Origin of the sequence: Brevundimonas goettingensis, assembly GCF_017487405.1 — a bacterium.
Classification (GTDB): domain Bacteria; phylum Pseudomonadota; class Alphaproteobacteria; order Caulobacterales; family Caulobacteraceae; genus Brevundimonas; species Brevundimonas goettingensis.
The window spans coordinates 3,667,501-3,683,159 of the sequence record NZ_CP062222.1 but is presented as its reverse complement, the minus strand read 5'-3'; the positions used below and the strand labels follow the sequence as shown (position 1 = coordinate 3,683,159).

18 protein-coding genes, 2 tRNA genes and 2 rRNA genes (1 of these 22 running past the window's edge) are annotated in these 15,659 nt (G+C 67.9%); 3 read left to right on the top strand and 19 right to left on the bottom strand.

Features of this window, described 5'->3' with window-relative positions; all coding sequences use genetic code 11:
- Positions 1–49 precede the first annotated feature (49 nt).
- The 3 genes from cmk to aroA are packed head-to-tail and all read right to left on the bottom strand — an operon-like array spanning position 50 to position 2,201.
- Positions 50–691: a (d)CMP kinase gene (gene cmk / locus IFJ75_RS18170; RefSeq protein WP_207870108.1), complete on the bottom strand. Its 642-nt coding sequence runs from the start codon at positions 689–691 to the stop codon at positions 50–52.
- Complete coding sequence (locus IFJ75_RS18165; protein WP_207870107.1) at positions 688–966, bottom strand: hypothetical protein; 279 nt, start codon at positions 964–966, stop codon at positions 688–690. Before IFJ75_RS18165 ends, cmk begins: the two co-directional genes overlap by 4 nt.
- Positions 966–2,201 (bottom strand): 3-phosphoshikimate 1-carboxyvinyltransferase, encoded by a 1,236-nt coding sequence (aroA, locus tag IFJ75_RS18160; RefSeq protein ID WP_263973061.1) that lies wholly within the window; start codon positions 2,199–2,201, stop codon positions 966–968. The genes IFJ75_RS18165 and aroA overlap by 1 nt, the downstream gene beginning before the upstream one ends.
- 235 nt (positions 2,202–2,436) lie before the next feature.
- Between aroA and IFJ75_RS18155 the strand changes: the two genes are divergently transcribed.
- Both IFJ75_RS18155 and IFJ75_RS18150 read left to right on the top strand, forming a co-directional pair.
- Positions 2,437–2,895: a TIGR02300 family protein gene (locus IFJ75_RS18155; protein ID WP_207870104.1), complete on the top strand. Its 459-nt coding sequence runs from the start codon at positions 2,437–2,439 to the stop codon at positions 2,893–2,895.
- A gap of 173 nt (positions 2,896–3,068) precedes the next feature.
- Positions 3,069–3,144, top strand: a tRNA-Ala gene (locus IFJ75_RS18150).
- A gap of 55 nt (positions 3,145–3,199) precedes the next feature.
- Here IFJ75_RS18150 and IFJ75_RS18145 read toward each other — a convergent pair.
- From IFJ75_RS18145 to IFJ75_RS18085, 13 genes are all read right to left on the bottom strand, one after another.
- Positions 3,200–3,829, bottom strand: coding sequence for an ATP-binding cassette domain-containing protein (locus IFJ75_RS18145; RefSeq protein ID WP_207870103.1), 630 nt, complete (start codon positions 3,827–3,829; stop codon positions 3,200–3,202).
- Complete coding sequence (modB, locus tag IFJ75_RS18140; protein ID WP_207870101.1) at positions 3,826–4,521, bottom strand: molybdate ABC transporter permease subunit; 696 nt, start codon at positions 4,519–4,521, stop codon at positions 3,826–3,828. Before modB ends, IFJ75_RS18145 begins: the two co-directional genes overlap by 4 nt.
- Positions 4,522–4,546: 25 nt before the next feature.
- On the bottom strand, positions 4,547–5,329 hold the full coding sequence (modA, locus tag IFJ75_RS18135) for a molybdate ABC transporter substrate-binding protein (protein WP_207870099.1): 783 nt from the start codon (positions 5,327–5,329) through the stop codon (positions 4,547–4,549).
- Complete coding sequence (locus IFJ75_RS18130) at positions 5,326–5,829, bottom strand: molybdopterin-binding oxidoreductase (RefSeq protein ID WP_225896892.1); 504 nt, start codon at positions 5,827–5,829, stop codon at positions 5,326–5,328. The genes modA and IFJ75_RS18130 overlap by 4 nt, the downstream gene beginning before the upstream one ends.
- 10 nt (positions 5,830–5,839) lie before the next feature.
- Positions 5,840–7,039, bottom strand: a complete 1,200-nt coding sequence (locus IFJ75_RS18125; RefSeq protein ID WP_207870098.1) for a molybdopterin molybdotransferase MoeA — start codon at positions 7,037–7,039, stop codon at positions 5,840–5,842.
- Entirely contained in the window at positions 7,036–7,524 is a 489-nt protein-coding gene (moaC, locus tag IFJ75_RS18120; protein WP_207870097.1) for a cyclic pyranopterin monophosphate synthase MoaC, read from the bottom strand. The genes IFJ75_RS18125 and moaC overlap by 4 nt, the downstream gene beginning before the upstream one ends.
- Positions 7,524–8,090, bottom strand: a complete 567-nt coding sequence (gene moaB / locus IFJ75_RS18115; RefSeq protein ID WP_207870096.1) for a molybdenum cofactor biosynthesis protein B — start codon at positions 8,088–8,090, stop codon at positions 7,524–7,526. Before moaB ends, moaC begins: the two co-directional genes overlap by 1 nt.
- A 7-nt stretch (positions 8,091–8,097) precedes the next feature.
- On the bottom strand, positions 8,098–8,547 hold the full coding sequence (locus IFJ75_RS18110) for a molybdenum cofactor biosynthesis protein MoaE (RefSeq protein ID WP_207870095.1): 450 nt from the start codon (positions 8,545–8,547) through the stop codon (positions 8,098–8,100).
- Positions 8,548–8,550: 3 nt separating this feature from the next.
- Positions 8,551–8,805 carry a MoaD/ThiS family protein gene (locus IFJ75_RS18105; RefSeq protein ID WP_207870094.1) on the bottom strand — a complete coding sequence of 85 codons (255 nt, stop codon included), beginning with the start codon at positions 8,803–8,805 and terminating at the stop codon, positions 8,551–8,553.
- Position 8,806: 1 nt separating this feature from the next.
- Positions 8,807–9,850 carry a GTP 3',8-cyclase MoaA gene (gene moaA, locus IFJ75_RS18100; RefSeq protein WP_207870093.1) on the bottom strand — a complete coding sequence of 348 codons (1,044 nt, stop codon included), beginning with the start codon at positions 9,848–9,850 and terminating at the stop codon, positions 8,807–8,809.
- 211 nt (positions 9,851–10,061) lie between these two features.
- Positions 10,062–10,931 (bottom strand): tyrosine-protein phosphatase, encoded by an 870-nt coding sequence (locus IFJ75_RS18095; protein WP_207870092.1) that lies wholly within the window; start codon positions 10,929–10,931, stop codon positions 10,062–10,064.
- Positions 10,932–10,956: 25 nt separating this feature from the next.
- Entirely contained in the window at positions 10,957–11,571 is a 615-nt protein-coding gene (locus tag IFJ75_RS18090) for a TonB-dependent receptor domain-containing protein (RefSeq protein ID WP_318781107.1), read from the bottom strand.
- Positions 11,572–11,619: 48 nt separating this feature from the next.
- Positions 11,620–12,033, bottom strand: a complete 414-nt coding sequence (locus IFJ75_RS18085) for a hypothetical protein (RefSeq protein WP_207870090.1) — start codon at positions 12,031–12,033, stop codon at positions 11,620–11,622.
- Between the two features lie 244 nt (positions 12,034–12,277).
- On the opposite strand from IFJ75_RS18085, the gene IFJ75_RS18080 reads away from it, so the two are divergent.
- Positions 12,278–13,429: a TetR family transcriptional regulator gene (locus IFJ75_RS18080; protein WP_207870088.1), complete on the top strand. Its 1,152-nt coding sequence runs from the start codon at positions 12,278–12,280 to the stop codon at positions 13,427–13,429.
- Positions 13,430–13,550: 121 nt separating this feature from the next.
- Here IFJ75_RS18080 and IFJ75_RS18075 read toward each other — a convergent pair.
- The 3 genes from IFJ75_RS18075 to IFJ75_RS18065 all read right to left on the bottom strand — a co-directional run.
- A tRNA-Met gene (locus IFJ75_RS18075) sits at positions 13,551–13,627 on the bottom strand.
- 59 nt (positions 13,628–13,686) lie between these two features.
- Positions 13,687–13,801: ribosomal RNA gene (gene rrf / locus IFJ75_RS18070) — 5S ribosomal RNA — on the bottom strand.
- 73 nt (positions 13,802–13,874) lie between these two features.
- Positions 13,875–15,659, bottom strand: a 23S ribosomal RNA gene (locus tag IFJ75_RS18065) (it continues 995 nt past the right edge of the window).

The window sequence follows — 15,659 nt, the reverse complement described above, 5'->3', positions numbered from 1 at the left end:
CCGCGGAAGCCGAGGTTGGAGCGTTGGATTTGTCCGTTAGGCCGATGGCTTAACGGGCGCGCGCCGCCTCGACGATACGGCGGGCCGCATCGAAGGCGGCCTCTATATCCATTTCGGTCGTGTCCAGCAAGACCGCGTCCCCGGCCTGGACCATGGGGGCTGCGCCGCGGCCGGCGTCGCGCTCGTCCCGCTTGACGATATCGGCCAGCATCTCGTCGAAGCCGATGGCGTCGCCGCGTGCGGTCAGCTGTTTCCAGCGGCGGGTGGCGCGGGTGTGCGGCGTGGCGGTGATGAACAGCTTGGCCGTGGCGTCGGGGGCGATGACCGTGCCGATGTCGCGCCCGTCCAGCACCGCTCCGCCCGTCTGGCGCGCGAAATCCTGCTGCAACTGCAGAAGCGCGGCGCGCACGCCCGGATAGCCGGCGATGCGGCTGGCGGCCTCACCGGCTTCGCCCGTGGTCAGGCGGGCATTTTCCGAAAGCCCCGACACCTCCAGAGACCGGGCGGCGGCCTCGGCGGCGGCCTCGTCGTCCAGCGACCCGCCGGCGTCCAGCACCTTCAGGCCGACGGCGCGATACAGCAGGCCGGTGTCCAGATGTGGCAGGCCATATTCGGCGGCCAGCCGGGCGGCGATCGTCCCCTTGCCCGAGGCGGCGGGTCCGTCGACGGCGATGATGAGGAAGCTGCTCATACGCCTTGCCTTTCCGAGCTGAAGAGATCCCATGCGGCCGAGGCAAAGCCCGCAAGGCAGGCCAGGGCGACCAGGGCCATGAGCAGCACGGTCAGATCAAACTGCCAACCGTCCTGCAGGCGGCTGATCGCGAACTCGGCGCGGGTGGGCCCCTTGCCGGAGGTCATGTGGATTCTGCCCGCGGTGTGAACGGCCCAGCCGGCATAGCCGACGACAATCGTCAGCAAGCCGAAGACCACGCCGCGCACCGGCGCCGTTTCCTGCTTGCCGGCCACTACCCGACATCCCCGCCGAGGCCGTTCATCAGATCGACGAAGCCGGGGAAGCTGGTGGCGATCATGTCGGGCTCGTCCACGGTCACCGGCGCGGCGGCGGCGAGGCCGAGCACCAGATGACTCATGGCGATACGGTGATCGTGGGCGGTGTGGACGGTCGCGGCGCCGGGGACTGGACCACCGGTCACGAGGAAGCCCTCGGGCTCTTCCTCGACCGCGACGCCACAGGCGCGCAGGCCGTCGACCATCAGCTTGATGCGGTCGCTCTCCTTGACCCGCATCTCGCCGACGCCGCGCATGACGGTGACGCCCTCGGCAAAGGCGGCCGTGGCGGCCAGGATCGGATATTCGTCGATCATCGAGGCGGCGCGCGCTTCCGGGACGACCACGCCCTTCAGGGCCGAATGGCGGGCAGTGATGTCGCCGATCTCCTCGCCGCCGCTTATCCGACGGTTGGCGATGGTCAGATCCGCGCCCATCTCGATCCAGGTGTCGAACAGGCCGGTGCGCAGGGGATTGAGCATGACGCCCTCGACCGTCACCGAAGAGCCCGGGACGATCAGCCCGGCCGCCAGCGGGAAGGCCGCCGAGGACGGATCGCCGGGGACTGAGACGGCGGTCCCGGTCAGGGGCTGGCCGCCCTTGAGACGAATGATCCAGCCTTCGCCGTCTTCCTCGACCTCCACCACCGCCCCGAAGGCGCGCAGCATCCGCTCGGTGTGGTCCCGGCTCTTTTCCGGCTCGGTGACCGAGGTCACGCCCTCGGCGTTCAGCCCGGCCAGAAGGATGGCTGACTTGACCTGGGCCGAGGCGACGGTCTGGACATGGTCGATGGCGGTGAGGGAGCCGCCGGTCAGGGTGGCGGGCAGAAGCCCGGCCTTGCCGCTCCAGTCGAAGGTCGCCCCCATCCGGCCCAGATGGTCGGTGACCCGGCCCATGGGACGGCTGCGCAGGGAGGCGTCGCCGTCGAAGGTCGCGGTGATCGGATAGCCGGCGGCCGCGCCCATCAGCAGGCGCACGCCCGTTCCCGCGTTGCCGCAGTCGATGACCGAGGCGGGCGACTGAAAGCCGCCTTGCCCCGTGATGCGCCATTTACCGTCGCCCAGACGCTCGATCGTCGCGCCGAAGGCCTCGGCGGCGCGGGCGGTGGCCAGGACGTCGTCGCCTTCCAGCAGCCCTTCGACCTCGGTCACGCCCGAGGCCATTGCGCCGAGGATCATCGACCGGTGGGACATGGATTTGTCGCCGGGCGCGCGGACCGTTCCGGTCAGGGCCGAGCCGGGCTTACTGGTCAGATTAGAGGCGGAAGACACCCGCTTGAACTCCGAAACGAGAGATATGGAGGGGGTGCGCCCCGTGATCGAGGCCGCAGTGCAGCCGCCGGGACCAAAGAGGGCTTTTGACAGCGAGCCCCCACAGTGGCAAGGGACGCGACCGAAATCCCCACACCCAATCAAAGGCTCCCCTCACGTGGCCGATCCCCAACTTGGCGCCAAGCAGGTCTGTCCGAACTGCCAGGCCAAATTCTACGACCTGAACCGTCGCCCCGCTCACTGCCCGAAGTGCGACACCGAATTCGATCCGGAAGAAGCGATCAAGCTGCGCAGCCGTCGCGGCCGTCCGGGCGGTTACGCCGCCGACGACGCTGAAGATCAGGTCGACGAGAAGAAGGTCTCGGACGACGAGGATGAGGAAGAGGACGTCGCAACCCCGGAAATCGACGAGGAAGGCCACGAGCCGATCCTGACGCCGGACGACGAGGACGATGTGGTCACCGACCCGACCGACGAACCCGGCATGGGCTCGAGCGACGGCGACGACGATGTCCTGGCCGACGATGACGACGACTCCGTCCCCTTCATCGAGGATGAGGACGACGACGGCTTCGACGAAGACATCGCCAAGGGCGGTGACGACGACGATCTCTGATCGAACAACGGACTCCGGAGGCCGCCGAACGGCGTGCTTCCGGAACATCCGGAGGCGGTGAAAATAAATCCGGAATCGGGGTTGATCGGAAAATCACCCTGACATACTAACGCCGCCTCGCCGGGGACCACAGGGAACCGGACGACACCGACCGGAGGCGCAACCTTCGGATTGGGGCTTTAGCTCAGCTGGTAGAGCGCTTGCATGGCATGCAAGAGGTCAGCGGTTCGACTCCGCTAAGCTCCACCAAATTCCTGGGGGCCGACAGCATCGCTGTCGGCCCCCTTTGCTTTTCCGGATCCGTTCAGACCTGCCGACCGCGATCCAGCGTCAGCACGGTCTCGGCCAGGGCCGCGACGTCGCGATCATCGTGGGACACCACGATCATGGGTGTCTTCACCGTGTCCCGCAGCCTGAGCAGCCAGGCGATCAGGGCCTGGCGGCGCGCGTCGTCCAGACCGGCGAAGGGCTCATCCAGCAGCAGCAGGCGCGGACGCGGCAGCAAGGCCCGTGCAATAGCGACGCGGCGCATCTCTCCGCCCGACAGGCCGGCGGGACGGCGATGTTCGAACCCCTCCAGATCGACCAGCTTCAGGGCCTCGGCGACCGACATGGGCTTCTTCGCCCAGCGCGCCCCGAAGGCGACATTGGCCCCGACCGACAGATGCGGGAACAACCGCCCGTCCTGAAACACATAGCCAAGGCCGCGCGCATGGGCGGGCGGGTCCAGACCCATGGCCGTATCCACCAGCGCCCGGTCATTGACGGTCAGCCGGACCTCCTCGGTCGGGATCAGCCCGGCCAGCCCCTGCAACAGGGTGGTCTTGCCCGCCCCCGAGGGGCCCACCAGGGCGACGGCCTTGCCCGGGGCGTCGCAGGCCGCGTCGAGCGCGAAATCGCCGCGTCTGGCGCGGACCCAGAAGGACAGGCTCATGCGCCCCTCCGGGCCAGGGCGCGGCGGTTGATCCATTCGGTGACCACGAGCGCGCTTACCGAGACGAGAACCGACAGCAGGGCCAGCCTCAGGGCCGCCTGTTCGCCGTCGGAGCGCTGCAGCACCGTATAGATGGCGACCGGCAGGGTCTGGGTCTCGCCCGGAATGGAGCCCGCGAAGGTCACGGTCGCCCCGAACTCCCCGAAGGCCCGCGCGAACCCCAAGAGGGCGCCGGCGACCAGCCCCGGCAGGGCCAGGGGCAGGGTGATGCGAAGAAAGACCTGCAGCGGCGATGCGCCCAGGGTGGCGGCCGCCTGCTCCAGCCGGCGATCGACCGCCTCAAGTGACAGCCTGAGCGGCCGCACGACCAGCGGCAGGGCCATGATCCCGGCGGCCAGGGCCGCGCCGCTCCAATGAAAGGCCAGGGTCAGGCCGAAGACCTCATACAGCCAGCCCCCGACCGGTCCGCGCACCCCGAAGACCATCAGCAGCGCCAGACCCGTCACCACCGGCGGCAGGACCAGAGGCAGGTTTACCAGGGCCTCGACCAGCCATTTGCCCCCGAACCGCCCCCGCGCCAGCAACAGGGCCAGCCCCAGGGACACGGGGACGACGCCCACGAGGGAGGCCGCCGCCACGCGCAGCGACAGCCACAGGGCCTCGGCCTCGAACGGGGTCAGGGGCGCGAACAACAGAGCCTCTTCAGGACAAGGAGCTTCAAGACAGGGGCTCGAAGCCGTGGCGACGGAACACCGCCCCCGCTTCCGACGTCCGCAGCCAACGCAAGAAGGCCGGCGCGGCGGGCGAAGCCATCGGCGTCAGGGCGGCGGGATAGACGATCTCGGGCTGTTCCGCGGGGGGAGGCTCCTGGACCACCCGGACCCCGGCGAAGCCCGTCGCGTCGCTGCGATAGACGACGCCCAGCTGCGCCTCCCCCCGCGCCACGAAGCTGCGCACGGCCCGGACGTCGGCGGCGGTGACCAGCGAGGATTGCAACTCGTCCCATCGCCCCGCCTTCTTGAGCCAGTCCCGCGCATAGGCGCCGGCCGGGACGCTGTCGGGATCGCCGATGACCAGCTTTCCGCCCGTCCGTTTCAGCCAATCGAGCGGTTCGCCCTCGATCCGGGCGTCAGGCGCCGCCACCAGAACCAGCCGATTGCCCAGAAGGCCCAGACGGCTCCCCGGCGCGATCCTGCCCGAGGCGGCCAGCCGGTCCATCCAGGGGCGGTCGGCCAGAATGACGATGTCGGCGGGCGCACCGGCCTCGACCTGGCGCGCGACCTGCCCGCTGGCGGCGAAGGACAGGCGCACGACCTGACCGGTCCGGGCCGCATAGACGCTCGCCAGCTCGCCGAGCGCATCGGTCAGGGAGGCGGCGGCGAAGACGGTGACGGGCGGGAGCGGCCGGGGGGCGGGCGCGGGCGAACAGGCGACCCCGGCCAGAAGCCCGGCCGCCAGTAGCAGGCCGGCCAGGGCCGAACGGCGCGAGGGCCCGCTCACGGATGCGTCCCAGAGGTCGACAGGCGCACAACCTCCACCGCCGTCACCTGACGCACGGACCGGGCCGGCCGGAGATCGCCCTCGGCCACCAGTCGAAACGGCCCGTCCCCGGCCTTCAGGGGCGCGCCGTCGACGGTGTCGGCCAGGATGATCCGGTTCGGCCGCGTCCCCGGATCCAGCTCGGCCAGACCGAAGACGACCGCATAGCCGTCCGCCGCCCGCACCACGACCGCCTGGGCCAGGGCCGGGCCGCGCAGGGCCGCCCCGGTCTGGATCCCCGTGGCCGTCAACACATCGATCAGCAGCGGCCCTTCGAAGACATGGGCCTCGCCGTAGATCGTCAGGGGGATAGAGACCCGGGGCAGGGCTGCGAGCTCCGGAGCCTCAAGCGTCGTGACCCCGCCGTCCGCTCCTCTCAGAGCGACGGATTGCGCGGCCGCCGGTCCCGCAAGGGCGAAACAGGCGGCGACGAGGGCGAGGATCGGGGCGCGATGCGACATGGGGCGGATGCTAGACTCCGGGGCGCAGGATTTCGACGACCGCGCCCAGGGGCGCCGCCGGGGCGAACGGCGGCCGGCGCACCAGAACATCGGCCTGGGCCATGACCGAGACCAGCGAGGAATCCTGATTGGGGAAGGGCGTCACCCGCCGGGCGCCGTCACGCCCCGTCTCGATGCGCGCGCGCATATAGTGGTCGCGCGGCCCGTTGGACGGCAGGGGCTCGGCGAGGACCGCCGTCTCGAACGCCATGTCCTCCGCCCCGCCCTGCACGGCGGCCAGCAGGGGCCCCAGGAACAGTTCGGCGCAGACCAGGGCCGAGGCCGGATTGCCGGGCAGGCCCAGCACTGGCCGCCCGTCGGGCAGGAGGGCGAACCAGACCGGCTTGCCCGGCCGCATGGCGCAGCCTTCGACGTGCAGCTCCGCGCCCATCGACCGCAGCGCCGGCTTGACCCGGTCATGATCGCCGACCGAGGCGCCGCCGATGGTGACCAGAAGGTCGAAGGTCACACCGTGGATCAGCGACAGGATGTCCGCCTCGTCGTCCCGCGCGTGCCGCAGCGCCTTCGGGACGCCGCCCTGCCGCGCCACGAAAGCCGCCAGGGCCGGGGCGCCGGCGTTATAGATCTGGTGCGCGCCCGCCGCCCGGCCCGGCTCCACCAGCTCGTCGCCGTTGGGCAGGATGGCGACGCGCGGACGCCCCCCGCAGACCACTCTCGCCCACCCCGCCGAGGCGGCCAACGCCAGCCGCCAGGGATTGAGCCTCACCCCCGCCTCCAGCAGGACCTGACCCTCGCGGAAGTCGCCGCCGCAGGGCCGCACATAGCTCGCCGGACCGCGCCCGGCCTCCAGGACCACCTCGTCGCCGTCCCGCCGCGCCTGCTCCTGCACCACCACATAGTCGGCGCCCGCCGGCAGGGGCGCCCCGGTGAAGATCCGCGCCGCCTCGCCCGGCCCGACAGCCAGACCGGCCTCGCCTCCCGCCGCGCTTTCGCCGACGATTCGCAACCGGGCGCCGCGCGCGACGTCGGCGACCCGCACCGCCCAGCCGTCCATGGCCGAGGCGTCGAACGGCGGCTGGCAGCGCAAGGCCCGGACGGGTTCGGCCAGCCGACGCCCGTCCGCCTCGCCGAGCGGCGTGGAGGTCGACGCCAGCGGCGTCACCGCCGCCAGCATGGCGGCCCGCGCCTCTTCCACCGTGGGCAGCTTCATGCGCGGGTCCAGTCGCCCGAGGCGCCGCCCGATTTGGCCAACAGCGCCACCTGTTCGATGACCATGCCGCGATCCGCCGCCTTGAGCATGTCGTAGAGGGTCAGCAGGGCGACGCTCGCCGCCGTCAGGGCCTCCATCTCCACCCCGGTCTGCCCCTTGGTCCGCACCGTCGCCACGACCTCCAGCCCGGTCTCGTCAGCGGTCGGTTCGACCCTCACCTTGACCGAGGTCAGCATCAGGGGATGGCACATCGGGATCAGGTCACTGGTCCGCTTGGCGGCCATCAGCCCGGCGATCTCCGCCACCGCCCGCACGTCGCCCTTCTTGCCCTCGCCCGACAGGGCGAGCGCCAGGGTCTCCGGCGCCATGACGATGCGGCCCCGCGCCGTCGCCTCGCGCGCCGTCTCGGCCTTGTCGGAGACGTCGACCATCCGGGCCCGCCCGTCGGCGTCGATATGGGTCAGTCGGGACGGTTCGTCCGGCATCATCGCTCCAGCAGCCGGGGCATCAGCTCGACCATGTTGCAGGGCTTGTGACGGCTGTCGAGTTGCCAGCGAATGACCTTGTCCCAGCCGTCGCGCACCGCCCCGTTCGAGCCCGGCAGGCAGAAGACGAAGACCCCGTCGATGATCCCCGCCGTGGCGCGCGACTGCAGGGTCGACAGACCCACCGTCTGGTAGCTGACCTGATGGAAGATCACGGAAAAGCCGTCGATGCGCTTGTCGAACAGGGGCTCCAGCGCCTCGGGAGTGACGTCGCGTCCGGTCAGGCCGGTGCCGCCGGTGGTGATGATCGCATCGACCGTCCCGGCCGAGATCCACGCCCGCACCTGGGCCCGGATCGCCGCGATGTCGTCGGGGACAATCGTCTTCGCCGCACAGTCGTGGCCCGCCTCCACGATCCGGTCGGCGAGGATGCCGCCGGAGGTGTCGCTTTCCTCGTCCCGGGTGTCGGAGATGGTCAGGACGCCGATCCGCACGACCGTCAGGGGAGCGTCGATCAGCTTGCCGCCGGGAGCGGGCAGAACGGGTTTGGGGAGGGTTTCGGTCATCGGCCTGTCATAGGGTTCCGGGCGCCCATCGGGCGAGGTCATCGTGATCCTGGAGGCGCGGCTCGACCCAGCGCACGCCGTCGGGTCCCTCCTCCTTCTTCCAGAACGGCGCGCGGACCTTGAACTGGTCCATGAGAAAGTCGCAGGCCTCGAAGGCGGCGCGGCGATGGGCGGCGGCGACGGCGACGAAGATGATCGGCTCCCCAACCCCGATCGGGCCCCAGCGGTGCACGGCCAGCACGTCCTGAACCTCGAACCGGTCGCGCGCCTCGGCTTCGATCCCTTCCATCACGGTTTCGGTGAAGCCCGGATAGGCGTCCAGCACCAGCCGCTCGATCCCTGCCCCGCCGCGCGTCAGGCCGGTGAAGCTGGCCACGGCGCCGGTCGTTTCCCGGTCGCGCGAAAACGTTTCCAGCCATTCGCCGGGTGACAGAGGTTCGGTCTGGATGCGGATCACGGCTCAGCCCCCGCTGACCGGCGGGCCGAAGGCGATCTCGTCCGAGACCTCGAGCGGCAGATCGTCGCCGCGCTCGCTTCGATGCAGCATCAGGGCGTTCTTGATCACGAGCGTCGTCGGGTGATCCAGCCGCTCGGCCAGGCCGGGATGATCCTCCACCAGTTTCGCCTTCAACCCGCCCAGGGTCGGAACGTCGATGACGCTCTCGCTCCAGCCGGCCAGGTCGCGGAAGACGCCGAACAGTTTCACCGTCGCCATCTCACCCCCCCGTCATCGACATGGGCCGCGCCACGGCGGGCGCCGCGCCGGGCCGGTCGATGCGGAAATCATGCCCCTTCGGCTTGGCGAGGATGGCCGCACGGATGGCCTCACGCAGCGGTTCGTCGTCGTCGGGATGGTTGCGCAGCACCGGCGTCAGCGCCACGCCGTCCTCGCGCCCCAGGCACAGGACCAGATCGCCGGTGCAGGTCACCCGCACCCGGTTGCAGGCCTCGCAGAAGCTGTGGCTCATCGGGGTGATGAAACCCAGCGTCCCGCCCGTCTCCTCGACCCGAACATAGCGGGCCGGGCCCGACGTCCGCCGCGCCAGAGGCGTAAGCGTCCAGCGCGCCTCGAAGTCCGCGCGGACCTCGGACAGGGGCAGATACTGGTCCATCCGGTCGGCCTCGATCTCGCCCAGCGGCATGGTCTCGATCAGGGTCAGCCCCATTCCGCGCCCGTGCGCCCAAGCCACCATATCGGGGAGCGCGCCGGCGTTGTCGCCCTTCAGCGCGACCGTATTGATCTTGACCTCCAGCCCCGCCGCCCGGGCCGCATCCAGCCCGACCATGACCTTGGCCAGCTCGCCGCCCCGGGTGATGCGCCGATAGAGGTCCGCATCCAGCGTATCCAGCGATACATTGATCCGCCGCACGCCGCAGGCCGCCAGATCGTCCGCATGTTCAGCCAGCCGCGTGCCGTTGGTGGTCAGGGTCAGCTCCTCCAGCCGCCCGCTCTCCAGATGGCGCGACAGGCCGCGCACCAGATCCATGAAGCCTTTGCGCACCAGAGGCTCCCCGCCGGTCAGCCGCAGCCGCCGCGTCCCGAGGTCGATGAAGCCGGTGCAGAGCCGGTCCAGCTCCTCGAGCGTCAGCAAATCCCGGCGCGGCAAAAAGGCCTGGCGCTCGGCCATGCAGTAGACGCAGCGCAGATCGCACCGGTCGGTCACCGAGACCCGCAGATAGTCGATGCGCCGCCCGAAGGGGTCGATCAGCACCGGCCGGGCGGTGGTCACGGACGGGACGGACTGGAACAGGACCGTCATCCCGATCGTCCTTCCCGTCTCATGATCCGAACCCCTCGCATTGCACCTCCCGACATCGCACGCCCGGCCCGCGCATGAAACCTCGACCATGGACGCAGTTCGTCGGCGCGCGCCGTTCCGTTTCATCCGGGCGAGTGTTTTCTCTGCGCCAGAACGCGGAACGCCCCCCGGGGCGGACCCGGGGGGCGTTCTCCTGTCACCGGGCTGGGGATCAGACCAGGTACAGGGATTTCAGGCGTTCGATGTCGGCCCCATCGACGCCCAGTTCGCGGTCGAGATAGGTCTCGACCGAGCCGTGATCGCGGTCGATCATGTCGAACACCGCCTGCAGATAGCGTTTGTCGACGCCCATGAAGACGGCGCGGATATCGGCCGGAAGCTGCATGAACGCCGCCGCCTGCGGATTGGCCGCGACGGCCTCGGGCGAGGCGTCCGGACGATAGTACTGATTGGACAGCTCATAATCCGCCAGGATCGTCTCGCGCGGCACGCCCAGGGCCGACAGGATCAGGGCCGTGGCCATCCCCGTCCGGTCCTTGCCGGCGGAGCAGTGATAGAGCACCGCGCCCTCACCCTTGAGCAGGTCCTCGAACAGGGCGCGCTGCTGCGGCCGCTGCGACTTGAGCATTTCCGGATAGGAGGCGGCGAAGACCTCGCGCGCCCGGTCCGCCGTCGGCATCCCGCCCTGGAACAGGGTCGCGAAACCCGAGGTGTCCATCGAATAGTCGAAGGCGGTGACAGTCGGGGCGCTCGCGTCGGTCCAGACGGTCGGCTGGGCCCGGCGTTCCTCGACCGTCCGCAGGTCGTGGATGGAGCGCAGGCCGCGCGCCTCCAGCAGGCCCCTGTCGTGGGCCGTCAGGTGCGACAGCTCGGCGGTGCGATAGATCACGTCCCACTTCACCGTGCGGCCGTCGGCCGTGCGATAGCCGCCGATGTCGCGGGCGTTCTGGACGCCCTCCAGGGGCAGCAGGCGCGAGTGCGCCTGCTGCTGGACCGGTGCGGCGGCGGTCTGGGCAAGCACCACCGTGGCTGGCGCGACGGCCAGCATCAGGGCGGCGGCGCTGAGAAGAACTCTCTTCATCTCGGTTTCCTCTTTCTCGTAGGGATCAGAAGCGGAAGCGCACGCCGGCCAGGAAGCGGCGGCCGATCTGCTCGACTTCGGTCGGGTGCTGCACGTCGCCCTCGTAGGCGACATAGGTTTCGTCGGTCAGGTTGTTGGCGTCGAAATACAGCGAGGCGTTTTCGGTCACCGCATAGCGCAGCGGCAGATCGACGTTGTCATAGGCGTCGCGCATCTGGTCGCCTAAGCCGGCGAAGTCGAGGGTGTCGATCCAGGACGAGCGCCACTGGTAGCTGAGGCGCGCCGACAGACCGAAATTCTCGTAGAAGATCGAGGCGTTGACGATGGTGTTCGACACGCCCGGGAAGGCGACGGTGCGGCCGTCCGGGGCCTCGAAGTCGCCGTCCAGCAGCGACAGATTGCCTTGGAAGCCGAAGCCGCTCCAGGCGCCCGGCAGGAAGACGAACTGCTGCAGATAGGCCAGCTCCACGCCGTACAGCTTGCCTTCGCCGCCGTTCAGGGTGGTGACATAGTCATAGCCGGTGCGGTCCAGACCCGGGGCGTCGAACAGGTCGCCCGTGACCTTGGTCTGGCTGTCGAACAGGACTTTGTCGACGTTGCGGTAGAAGACGCCGGCCGAGGCCAGGCCCGAGCCCGGCAGATACCATTCCAGCGAGGCGTCGCCGCCCCAGGTGCGTTCCGGCTCCAGCTAGGGGTTGCCCGCGGTCACCTTGCGGCCGATGTCGTCGACCGAGGCGCTGGTCCAGCGGTTCGGGCCGCCGCGGACCTGAAGATACCGCTCCTGTCCCTGGTCGCGCTGGACGGCGACGGCGGGCAGGCGGGCGAGCGCGGCCGCCGAGTTCCGGTCGGGGAACTGGCCGACGGTGTCGGCGGCGATGACGTTGATCAGATTGTCGGCGTTGCGCTGCTGGTTCAGCGCCGCGCGCTGGCTGCCGACGATCGGCGAGCCGGTGACGACGATATCCTCGACGTTCTGGGCCTCCGCCTGGGCGTCGGACGCCGCGGCGGTCTGGGCCTGGGCCGCGACGCCGCTGAGAAGGGTGACAGCGGCGACGCCGGCGCTCAGAACGGATCGTAGGACGAAGGAACGAGTCTTGGACATGGCGGCACCCCCTGATGCGATTGGAAGGCCGCTGAGTAGAACGTTTGTTTCGCGAATTTCGAACAGTTGTTCTGCCGATCTGTGATCCTATTGCAAAGGTTCGGCGACGAACCACGGGACGGTTGCCCCCGAAGCCGCGACCCGGCACACAGGGATTATGTCGAATTCGTCCGTGTCCGCACCCACCGCCAGTGAAGGCTAGTCGGATCGGGCAGCCGGCCTGATCACCGCCTTCCTGGCCCAGATGGCCGAATCGGGCCTCGCCGGCGCGACAGCCCGGACGGTGGCGGCGCGAGCCGGGTCCTCGCCCTCGGCCATCAACTATCACTTTGACTCTATAGAACGATTGTACGGCATCGCCCAGCAGCAGGCGATCTCCGAGGCCCGCCTCTGGCTGGCGGCCCGTCTGGCCGAGGTGGACCCCGGCGCGCCTTGGGGTCCTGCCGCGTTTCCAGCCTTTGCGGCGACCGTCATCGACGACTGGTGCGCGACCCGGCGCGTCCTCGCACAGGCCGAGGCCTGCGACTGCGCCGCCTTGGCCTGGCGCGTTTCCGACACGGCCGGCCAGTGGCTCAGCCTCTGGGAAGGCTTCTGGGCCGCGGCCCTGCCGCGCTTCTCCCTGCCCGTCGAACTGGCGCCGGTCGCCGCCGGCATTCTGCAGTCCGAGCGGTTCGGCCACCTCGCCCGCTGGCGCACCCCCTATGACCGCGCCGGTCTGGAGGAGGTCTGCACCCGCCTGGCGGCGCGCCTATCAGGCGACGCTGAACTTCTGGCGCGCCCGGCCCCCTGGCGCACGATGGCGGAGACACTGTCACAACAGGCGACCGTCTTTCCTCCCCTGACCGGCGCGGAGATCCGGATCACCCAGGCCGTGGTGGAGGCCGTCGACGAAGGGGGCGAGAGCGCCTTCACCCACCGCGCCGCGGCCGTCGGCGCCGGGTTGAGCCTGGGCGCGGTGACCTATCATTTTCCCACCCGGGCCGCCCTGATGGCGGCGGGCTATGCCTGGCTCTACCAGACGATCGTCATCTCGGCCCAACGATCGGGCGTGATCAGCGCCGATCATGACGATCTGGGACGGCATATTCTGGCCTTTCTGGATGTCGGACAGTCCGCGCCGCGCGCCCGCGCCTTCGAGACCTTCTTCTTTTCGGCCACCCGCGATCCAGCCCTGGCCGACTTCGCCGCGCGGGTGCGCTACAGCCGCGGCCTCTCGACCCTGGGCTTCCTCAGCCCTGTTGCGCCGCAGCTGACGCGGCTGGACGCCTTGCTGATCTCGCACTGGATTTCGGGGGCGGCGCGCGCGTCGAAGGCCGGGGCGACGGGCGCCGAGGGCGTCAAACAGGCTCTCGCCGCCCAGGCGGCCGCGATGTTCCCGCGCACGCCCGCCGTCTGAGCCGCGCCGAGACTGCGGATCATGGCGCTCCGGACCATAGGCCGGCTGCTGGGGTGGGCAACTGAGGCCGGCGGCGTAAACGCAAAACGCCCCGCTGGATCAGCGGGGCGTTTTGAGTGTTTGGGTGCGGGAGCAGGATTTGAACCTGCGACCTTCAGGTTATGAGCCTGACGAGCTACCGGGCTGCTCCATCCCGCGGCGAACGGTCGAGTGAAGGAAGATGTTCGAGAAGATTACAGAGGATATCCGCTTGGTAGACCCGGCGGCGACCTACTCTCCCACGCCTTGAGACGGAGTACCATTGGCTCTGGAGGGCTTAACGACCGAGTTCGGGATGGGATCGGGTGGGGAACCTCCGACATAGCCACCAGGTCAACCAAGCGGATATCGTACTGTAATGAGAAGACATTGTCGTATTCGAAAATCGAATGAGTTTTGCTGAGAAACGATCAAGCCGATCGGATTATTAGTACCAGTAAGCTTCACACGTCACCGCGCTTCCACACCTGGCCTATCAACGTGGTAGTCTTCCACGATCCTCAGCGAAGCCTTGTTTTGAGGTTAGTTTCCCGCTTAGATGCTTTCAGCGGTTATCTATTCCATACTTAGCTACCCTGCTGCACAGCTGGCGCCATGACAGGTACACCAGAGGTATGTCCATCCCGGTCCTCTCGTACTAGGGACAGATCCTCTCAAGCTTCGAACACCCACGGCAGATAGGGACCAAACTGTCTCACGACGTTCTGAACCCAGCTCACGTACCACTTTAATCGGCGAACAGCCGAACCCTTGGGACCTGCTCCAGCCCCAGGATGTGATGAGCCGACATCGAGGTGCCAAACTTTGCCGTCGATATGGACTCTTGGGCAAAATCAGCCTGTTATCCCTAGAGTACCTTTTATCCGTTGAGCGATGGCCCTTCCACTCGGGACCACCGGATCACTATGGCCGACTTTCGTCTCTGCTCGACTTGTCAGTCTCGCAGTCAGGCGGGCTTATGCCATTGCACTCGACGACCGATTTCCGACCGGTCTGAGCCCACCATCGCGCGCCTCCGTTACACTTTAGGAGGCGACCGCCCCAGTCAAACTACCCACCACGCCATGTCCCGGGACCGGATAACGGCCCTCGGTTAGACGTCAACGACAGTAAGGGTGGTATTTCAAGGATGGCTCCACCGGTGCTGGCGCCCCGGCTTCATAGCCTCCCACCTATCCTACACATACGGTCGCTAACGCCAAGGCGAAGCTATAGTAAAGGTTCATAGGGTCTTTCCGTCTGACCGCGGGAACCCCGCATCTTCACGGGGAATTCAATTTCACTGAGCCTATGCTGGAGACAGTGGGGAAGTCGTTACGCCATTCGTGCAGGTCGGAACTTACCCGACAAGGAATTTCGCTACCTTAGGACCGTTATAGTTACGGCCGCCGTTTACCTGGGCTTCAGTTCGACGCTTTCACATCTCCCTTTAACCTTCAGGCACCGGGCAGGCGTCAGACCCTATACGTCGCATTGCTGCTTCGCAGAGCCCTGTGTTTTTGCTAAACAGTCGCTACCCCCTGGCTTGTGCCACTCTGCAGAGGTTGCCCTTAGCAGAGTCACGCTTATTCCGAAGTTACGCGTGCAATTTGCCGAGTTCCTTCAGCATAGTTCTCTCAAACGCCTTGGTATGCTCTACCTGACCACCTGTGTCGGTTTCGGGTACGGTCTCTGCCAGAGTTATTTCCAGGGACAACTTCCCTGCCAGGACAATCCAATAAGCCCTGACAAGTTGCGCCATCCGTCACTTCTGGCTGGTGCAGGAATATTTACCTGCTTCCCATCGACTACGCTTTTCAGCCTCGCCTTAGGGGCCGACTAACCCTGCGCAGATTAGCTTTACGCAGGAACCCTTGGTCTTTCGGCGGGAGTGTCTCTCACACTCCTATCGTTACTCATGTCAGCATTCTCACTTCCGATACCTCCAGCCAGGCTCACGCCTGACCTTCACCGGCTTACGGAACGCTCCGCTACCGCGCACATAAGTGCACCCATATCTTCGGCGACTGGCTTGAGCCCCGTTACATTTTCCGCGCAGGATCGCTTGATCAGTGAGCTGTTACGCTTTCTTTAAAGGATGGCTGCTTCTAAGCCAACCTCCTGATTGTCAAAGCAATCCCACATCGTTTCCCACTTAGCCAGTACTTGGGGGCCTTAGATGATGGTTAGGGTTGTTTCCCTTTTCACGACG

Bases quoted from the DNA above. Each gene is read 5' to 3' on its own strand.
- cmk (WP_207870108.1), bottom strand. From the start codon at position 691: ATGAGCAGCTTCCTCATCATCGCCGTCGACGGACCCGCCGCCTCGGGC.
- aroA (WP_263973061.1), bottom strand. From the start codon at position 2,201: ATGTCCCACCGGTCGATGATCCTCGGCGCAATGGCCTCGGGCGTGACC.
- IFJ75_RS18145 (WP_207870103.1), bottom strand. From the start codon at position 3,829: ATGAGCCTGTCCTTCTGGGTCCGCGCCAGACGCGGCGATTTCGCGCTC.
- IFJ75_RS18130 (WP_225896892.1), bottom strand. From the start codon at position 5,829: ATGTCGCATCGCGCCCCGATCCTCGCCCTCGTCGCCGCCTGTTTCGCC.
- IFJ75_RS18125 (WP_207870098.1), bottom strand. From the start codon at position 7,039: ATGAAGCTGCCCACGGTGGAAGAGGCGCGGGCCGCCATGCTGGCGGCG.
- moaC (WP_207870097.1), bottom strand. From the start codon at position 7,524: ATGCCGGACGAACCGTCCCGACTGACCCATATCGACGCCGACGGGCGG.
- moaB (WP_207870096.1), bottom strand. From the start codon at position 8,090: ATGACCGAAACCCTCCCCAAACCCGTTCTGCCCGCTCCCGGCGGCAAG.
- IFJ75_RS18105 (WP_207870094.1), bottom strand. From the start codon at position 8,805: ATGGCGACGGTGAAACTGTTCGGCGTCTTCCGCGACCTGGCCGGCTGG.
- moaA (WP_207870093.1), bottom strand. From the start codon at position 9,850: ATGACGGTCCTGTTCCAGTCCGTCCCGTCCGTGACCACCGCCCGGCCG.
- IFJ75_RS18095 (WP_207870092.1), bottom strand. From the start codon at position 10,931: ATGAAGAGAGTTCTTCTCAGCGCCGCCGCCCTGATGCTGGCCGTCGCG.
- IFJ75_RS18085 (WP_207870090.1), bottom strand. From the start codon at position 12,033: ATGTCCAAGACTCGTTCCTTCGTCCTACGATCCGTTCTGAGCGCCGGC.
- IFJ75_RS18080 (WP_207870088.1), top strand. From the start codon at position 12,278: ATGGCCGAATCGGGCCTCGCCGGCGCGACAGCCCGGACGGTGGCGGCG.